Consider the following 418-nt stretch of genomic DNA (forward strand, 5'->3'; position numbering starts at 1 on the left):
CTCCGGAGTCGCGGGGGCCGCGGGCTCTGAAGCCGCGGCTTCCGGTGGCGGAGCCTGGGGGAGGGGCGCGATGGGATGTTCTGGCGTCACCCCGCGCCGCGTGACGGCGTACAGCACCCGCGCCAGCAGCAAACCCCCCGCGATGGCCAGCAGGGTGCGCCATATCCAGGGGGGGACCGGAGGCTCGCTCACGGTGAACCGCAGGTGGACCGCCTTGGGGCGGGTGGTGAGGAAACGCACGTCCACATCCCACGCGCCGGGTGCGTCGGGGACGAACTCGGTGGACCAGCCCACGGCGTCGCGCGTCAAGGTGCGCGTCACCTGGCCGGGCACGCCCGCGCGGGAGAACGCGACGGTGACGGCGCCCTGGAAGGGAGGGCCCTGGAGGTTTCCCACCGACAGCGTCAGCCGCAGGGGC

1 protein-coding gene is annotated in these 418 nt (G+C 74.2%); it reads right to left on the minus strand.

Annotation, left to right across the window (positions count from 1 at the left end):
• Positions 1-418 (minus strand): hypothetical protein (locus D7W81_RS42740; protein ID WP_120560771.1); only part of this gene is annotated, 418 nt, incomplete at both ends.

This window comes from Corallococcus aberystwythensis, from assembly GCF_003612165.1.
Taxonomy (GTDB): domain Bacteria; phylum Myxococcota; class Myxococcia; order Myxococcales; family Myxococcaceae; genus Corallococcus; species Corallococcus aberystwythensis.